Source organism: Subdoligranulum sp. APC924/74, from assembly GCF_003324125.1.
GTDB classification, from domain to species: domain Bacteria; phylum Bacillota; class Clostridia; order Oscillospirales; family Ruminococcaceae; genus Gemmiger; species Gemmiger qucibialis.
Genome location: NZ_PSQF01000135.1, coordinates 1 through 5,640, shown reverse-complemented (window position 1 = coordinate 5,640; position 5,640 = coordinate 1). Strand labels below are relative to the sequence as shown.

General features: G+C 56.8%; 4 protein-coding genes. 1 reads left to right on the top strand and 3 read right to left on the bottom strand.

Translation table 11 applies throughout. The features are described from left to right. Positions 1-189: 189 nt before the first annotated feature. The 3 genes from C4885_RS15205 to C4885_RS15195 all read right to left on the bottom strand — a co-directional run bounded on the left by C4885_RS15205 (position 190) and on the right by C4885_RS15195 (position 4,156). Positions 190-1,584 carry an ATP-binding protein gene (locus C4885_RS15205; protein WP_114001147.1) on the bottom strand — a complete coding sequence of 465 codons (1,395 nt, stop codon included), beginning with the start codon at positions 1,582-1,584 and terminating at the stop codon, positions 190-192. Then, positions 1,577-2,275, bottom strand: coding sequence for a response regulator transcription factor (locus C4885_RS15200; RefSeq protein WP_114001146.1), 699 nt, complete (start codon positions 2,273-2,275; stop codon positions 1,577-1,579). The genes C4885_RS15205 and C4885_RS15200 overlap by 8 nt, the downstream gene beginning before the upstream one ends. 81 nt (positions 2,276-2,356) lie before the next feature. Then, positions 2,357-4,156, bottom strand: a complete 1,800-nt coding sequence (locus C4885_RS15195; RefSeq protein WP_114001145.1) for a Na/Pi cotransporter family protein — start codon at positions 4,154-4,156, stop codon at positions 2,357-2,359. A 452-nt stretch (positions 4,157-4,608) separates the two neighbouring features. Here C4885_RS15195 and C4885_RS15190 point away from each other — a divergent pair, with 452 nt between their 5' ends. Next, entirely contained in the window at positions 4,609-5,553 is a 945-nt protein-coding gene (locus C4885_RS15190) for a substrate-binding domain-containing protein (protein ID WP_114001144.1), read from the top strand. Positions 5,554-5,640: the final 87 nt, after the last annotated feature.

Below are 5,640 nucleotides of genomic sequence, written 5' to 3'. Positions count from 1 at the left end.
CCACTGGCGGCGCTCACCTTTGCAGCATCCAGTATTATCTGCGCTTTTGGCTTAGCATCTGCCGCACCTCGCTCGCCGCATCGGCACTTAGAATTATGCGGTATTGCCCTATAATTCTATTCTATCGCCATTAAAGTTTTTCGCCAGGACTTTTTTCAAAAAAGCCGCCAATCTCCCGTAAATAAAACCTCACATCTTCGGGAAGATAATGCGGATGGTGGTGCCGGTGCCGACGGTGGATTCCAGATCAATGCGCGCACCGTGCAGAACAGCGATATGCTTGACAATGGCGAGCCCCAGGCCTGTTCCGCCGGTCGCCTTGGAGCGGGATTTGTCCACTCGGTAAAAGCGCTCAAACACGCGGCTCTGGCTGTCCTGTGGGATGCCGATGCCATTGTCCTCCACGCAGAAATACGGGCAGCCGTCCGCATTGGTGCCGCAGCTCAGCTCCACATGGCCACCCGGCCGGTTGTAGCGGATGGCATTGTCGCACAGGTTGGTTACAAGCTCGGTCAACAGGTCGTGGCTGCCGCGCACCGTAACGGGCTGTACTTTGTATTGCAGCGTAATGTAAGCTTTGCGGGCGTTCACCGTCATGTTGGTGGCAACATCCTTGACCAGCACGCCAAGGTCCACCGGTACAAAATCGGCGGTGGGGCTGTTTTCCTGCTGCTTGCTCATGCCGTCCAGTTCCGAAAGCTGCAAAATATCCGATACCAGCGTGATCATGCGCTGGGCTTCCTTGTGGATACGGTGGCCAAAGGTGGGAATGTCCTCCTGTTTTGCCATGCCGTTTTCAATCAGCTCTGCATAGCCGGAAATGCTTGTCAGCGGGGTTTTCAGCTCGTGGCTGACATTAGCGGTAAACTCCCGGCGGATGGTCTCATTGTCCTCCCGCAGCTTGCGGTCAGACTGTACCGTGTGCGCCAGCGGGATCAGCTCCTCATACGGCACATTGGCCTCGATGCAGTCCAGGTGCTCCGCCATTCGGGTGATGGGCTGCACCAGATGCTTGGTAATGACCTGCGCCAGCACCAGCGCCAGAATGATGATAAGGATGCACCCGGCCACCAGAACGGGCAGCACGCGGTTGTAGCTGCTCCACATGTTGCTGGTTTCGTCCGCCAGCCGCAAAACGCTTCCGTCCGTCAGGCGCACGGCATAATAATGGGTGTCGTACCCAAGGGTTGCACTGCGGCGCACGCTGGCACCAGTGCCCTCTGCCATAGCCTGCTGGATCTCTGGGCGGTTGGCATGGTTGGGCAAGGTGCTGGGATCAGCAGTGGCAGAATCGTACAAAACGGTGCCATCCTGGGCCACAAGGGTCAGACGCAGGCCGTCTGCATACTGGGCCAGCTGCTCTGGCTGTGGGTCGGCAGAATGCTCATACCCCACCGCAATAGCTTCCACCGTGCGGGAAAGGTCGGTGTCAAACTGCTCGGCAAAAGCGTGCTGGAACAGCAGCGCTGCCCCCACCACGCTGAGCAGGAGGGACAAAATACCCACAGCCATCAAAGTGGTGCGCAACAGGTGAGCCATGCTGCGCGGCGCAGTGATGTGGGCGGTTTCGGCGGTATCAGGCATCTTCCCCGGCCTCCGTGCCCTTGGCGGACAGTTTGTACCCCACCTTGCGCACGGTGCAGATGGCGTCCCCGGCGTGGCCCAACTTTTGGCGCAGGGTCCGCACGTGCATGTCAATGGTGCGGCTTTCCAACAGGTCGTCGGTATCCCACACGGCTTTCATGATGCGCTCGCGGGCCAGAACTTCTTCGGGATGCTCCAAAAAGAAATGCAGCAGCGAATATTCCTTAAAGGTCAGCTCCACCGGCTCACCGTCCACCGTAACGGTGCGGGCAACGTCATCCAGCGTGATGTCTCCAAACCGCAGGGTGGTGGTGCTGGCTGGTGCGGTGCTGGCGCGGCGCAGCACCGCCTTGACGCGGCTGATGAACTCCATAATGCCGAACGGCTTGCAGAGGTAATCGTCTGCACCGTGGTCCAGCCCTTTTACCACATCAATCTCGCTGGTTTTGGCTGTGACCATGATGACTGGTACGGTGCGGGTCGCGGCGGTCTCCCGCAGGCGGCCCAAAATCTGGTAGCCGTCCTCATCGGGCAGCATAACGTCCAGAATCACCAGGTCGGGCACGGTCTCCCGCACGGCAGCCCAGAAGGAAGCCCCGTCCTCAAACCCGCGGACGGTGTACTGGTTGGTTTGCAGAGCATACTGCTCCAGCTCACGGATGGATGCGTCATCTTCAACAATATAGATCATAAGATCCTCCAAACAAACAGGCCGAAACCTGCGATGTGCCACAGGTCCCGGCCCATTTTACAGGGGAAAGCCCTGCGATAATTATTTTTTCTGCTCCGGTGCAGCGGCAGTTCCGCTGGGGCCGGGCTCAAAGGTATAGCGGCCGCGGTAGCGCTCATAGCGCTTTTCAAAACTGGGGCTTTCACCGTTTTTGATGTGGTTCAGGTATTCATGGGTATCAAAGCGGTCCTCCGATACTTCAATCATGGCAACGGCAATGTTGGAGCAGTGGTCCGCAATGCGCTCATAGTTGGTCAGCAGATCATCCAGCACAAAACCGTACTCAATGGTGCAGGCGCCGGCCTGCAGGCGGGCAATATGGCGGGTTTTGACTTCGCGCACCAGGCCGTCCACAACCTGCTCCAGCGGCTCGATCTTGCCGGCGGCGTAACAGTCGTTCTTCTGGAACGCATCCACGGTGCGGTTCACGATATCCTGAACGGCGGCCTCCAGAACGGAAAGATCGTCGATCGCTTCGTGGCTGAAGTGGATGGATTTTTCCTGAATTTCCTGCCCGGCCTTGAGCAGGTTGACCGAGTGGTCAGAGATGCGCTCCAGGTCATTGATGGTGTGCAGCAGGGTGTTGATGGTGCGGTTGTCCTCGCGGGAAAGTGCCTTGGCACTCAGCTTGACCAGATAGGTACCCAGAACGTCCTCGTAATGGTCCACAGCGTCTTCCTTGCGGTTCACCTCGTCGGCAATGGCTTCATCCCACTTGTGGGTCAGGGACATGGCCTGCAGCAGGGAGGTGCGGCAGATCTCGGCCATATCGCCGCCGGTCAGCATAGCGCGGCCAACGGCAACGGACGGGGTGGAAAGCAGGCGTTCGTCCAGCAGGGAATGCTGCTCGCCCGCCTGATCCTTGCTGTCCGGCACGGTCAGGATGGCCAGCTTTTCCAGCACGCGGTTGAACGGCAGCAGGATGGCGGTGGTCACAATGTTGAATATCGTGTGCACAATGGCAATGCCAAAGGTGTTGGCGGTTTCGTTGTAGAACGAGAATCCCAACAGCGCATGCAGCCCGTAAAAACCGCACAGGAACACCAGCGTGCCGATGAGGTTAAAGTACAGATGAACAAATGCGGTGCGCTTAGCATTTTTGTTGGCACCGGCAGAGGAGATCAGCGCAGTAACGGTGGTGCCGATGTTCTGGCCCATGATGATGGGAACCGCCGCCGCATAGGTGACGGCACCGGTGGAGGTAAGGGCCTGCAAAATACCCACCGAAGCGGAGGAAGACTGCAGCACAGCCGTCAGCACGGCACCGGCCAGCACGCCCAGAACCGGGTTTTTGAAGCTCAGAAACAGGTTCATGAACCAGGGCTCATCGGCCAGAGGACTCATGGCGGTGGACATGGTGTTCATACCGGCCATCAGGACGGAAAAGCCCACCATGATCTTGCCCACGCCGCTGCGGCGGTCCTTATCCTTGCCCAGCATATAAAGGAAGATGCCGATAAAGCCAAGGATGGGGGCCCACGCGTTGGGGTTCAGCATCTGGATGGCGAAGGAATCACCCTCCAGGCCTGAAAGCGAGAGCAGCCAGCCGGTAACGGTGGTACCGATGTTGGCGCCCATGATGACGCCGATGGCCTGGTGCAGCTCCATCAGGCCGGAGTTGACAAAGCCGACCGCCATAACGGTGGTGGCACCGCTGGACTGGATCACTGCAGTGACGACCATGCCCAGCAGCAGCCCGCGCACCGGGCTGGCCGTCATTTTGGAAAGGATGCCTTGCAGTTTGCTGCCAGCGGTCTGCTCAAGGGCTTTGCCCATGAGATCCATGCCGTAAAGGAACATGGCAATACCGCCCATCAGCGTGAACACATTAAAAATGCTCATACAGGGGGTTACACTTCCATTTCTCTTTTGTTATGTTTTCATTGTTGGGTGCAGCCGCACCCGGAGCAAAACCGAATCAAATCGTTTTGCACATGCCCACAATGGCACTATACCGTTACCTATTATAATAGAAAACAGGGCTTTATGAACACCAAAAGCCAGTAAAAGAATTGTAAAGACTGTGTAAAATGTCGAATCAACGCAAGAAAACTGCTAAAATTGACACATTGTAAAAATTTGGCGTATTGATTTTGGGCAACTTTACACAAACTTTGCAAAAGGAAAGTTTCCATTACCAAAGCTTTACCCGGATTGTACTGCACTATGGTCGATACTGGGGAAACAGCGCGGTACAATAAATACGCACTCAGGAAGAACGAATAGGAAAACACGAACCCCTGAGCGAATGTGTGAGATAGAATAACAGATACAATTAAGGGAGAAGAAAGTTTATGTTAAAGCGTAATGTTTCCGTTGCAGTTGCTGCTGCTCTGGCTCTCAGCCTGGCCGCCTGTGGTTCCAGCCCGGCATCCTCCGCTGTTTCCAGCGAGGCCGTCTCCAGTGAGGCTGCTTCCAGTGAAGCCACTGCTGCACCGGCTGCCGGCGATTTCGATGTCGATCAGGACATCACCGTGATTTCCCGTGAGGATGGCTCCGGCACCCGCGGCGCTTTCATCGAGCTGACCGGTGTGGAAGCCAAGAACGATGCAGGCGAAAAGGTTGACAACACCACCGAGGCGGCTGCCATCCAGAGCTCCACCAACGGCGTTTTGACCGCTGTTTCCAACGATGAGACCGCAATCGGCTACATCAGCCTGGGTTCTCTGAACAATGATGTCAAGGCTGTCACCGTGGAAGGCGTTGCCCCCAGCGCTGACACCGTGAAGGATGGTACTTACACCCTGGCTCGTCCGTTCAACATCGTCACGAACGGCGAAGCTGCCGACCCCGTTGCCGTGGACTTCATTGCTTACTGCATGAGCACCGACGGTCAGGCCCTGGCCACCGAGGAAGGTTACATCGGCGATGTTGGCGCTGATTACACCAGCACCCAGCCCGCAGGCAAGATCGTGGTTGGCGGTTCCTCCTCTGTTTCCCCGCTGATGGAAAAACTGATCGAAGCGTATAAGACCGTGAACCCCAACGCAACCCTGGAACTCCAGACCACCGACTCCACCACCGGCGTTTCCGGCGCACTGGATGGCACCTACACCATCGGTATGGCCAGCCGTGAGCTGAAAGATTCTGAGGTTGAGGGCGGCGCAAAGGCGACTGTCTTGGCAAAGGATGGCATTGCTGTTATCGTCAGCAACGATAACCCCACTGATAACCTGACCGTTGACCAGATCAAAGGCATCTACACCGGCGAGCTGACCACCTGGGCAGACGTTCAGTAATCCCCCTTTCTAAGGCAATACCGCATAATTCTAAGTGCCGATACGGCGAGCGAGGTGCGGCAGATGCCAAGCCAAAAGCGCAGATAA

Bases quoted from the DNA above. Each gene is read 5' to 3' on its own strand.
- C4885_RS15195 (WP_114001145.1), bottom strand. From the start codon at position 4,156: ATGAGCATTTTTAATGTGTTCACGCTGATGGGCGGTATTGCCATGTTC.
- C4885_RS15190 (WP_114001144.1), top strand. From the start codon at position 4,609: ATGTTAAAGCGTAATGTTTCCGTTGCAGTTGCTGCTGCTCTGGCTCTC.
- C4885_RS15200 (WP_114001146.1), bottom strand. From the start codon at position 2,275: ATGATCTATATTGTTGAAGATGACGCATCCATCCGTGAGCTGGAGCAG.
- C4885_RS15205 (WP_114001147.1), bottom strand. From the start codon at position 1,584: ATGCCTGATACCGCCGAAACCGCCCACATCACTGCGCCGCGCAGCATG.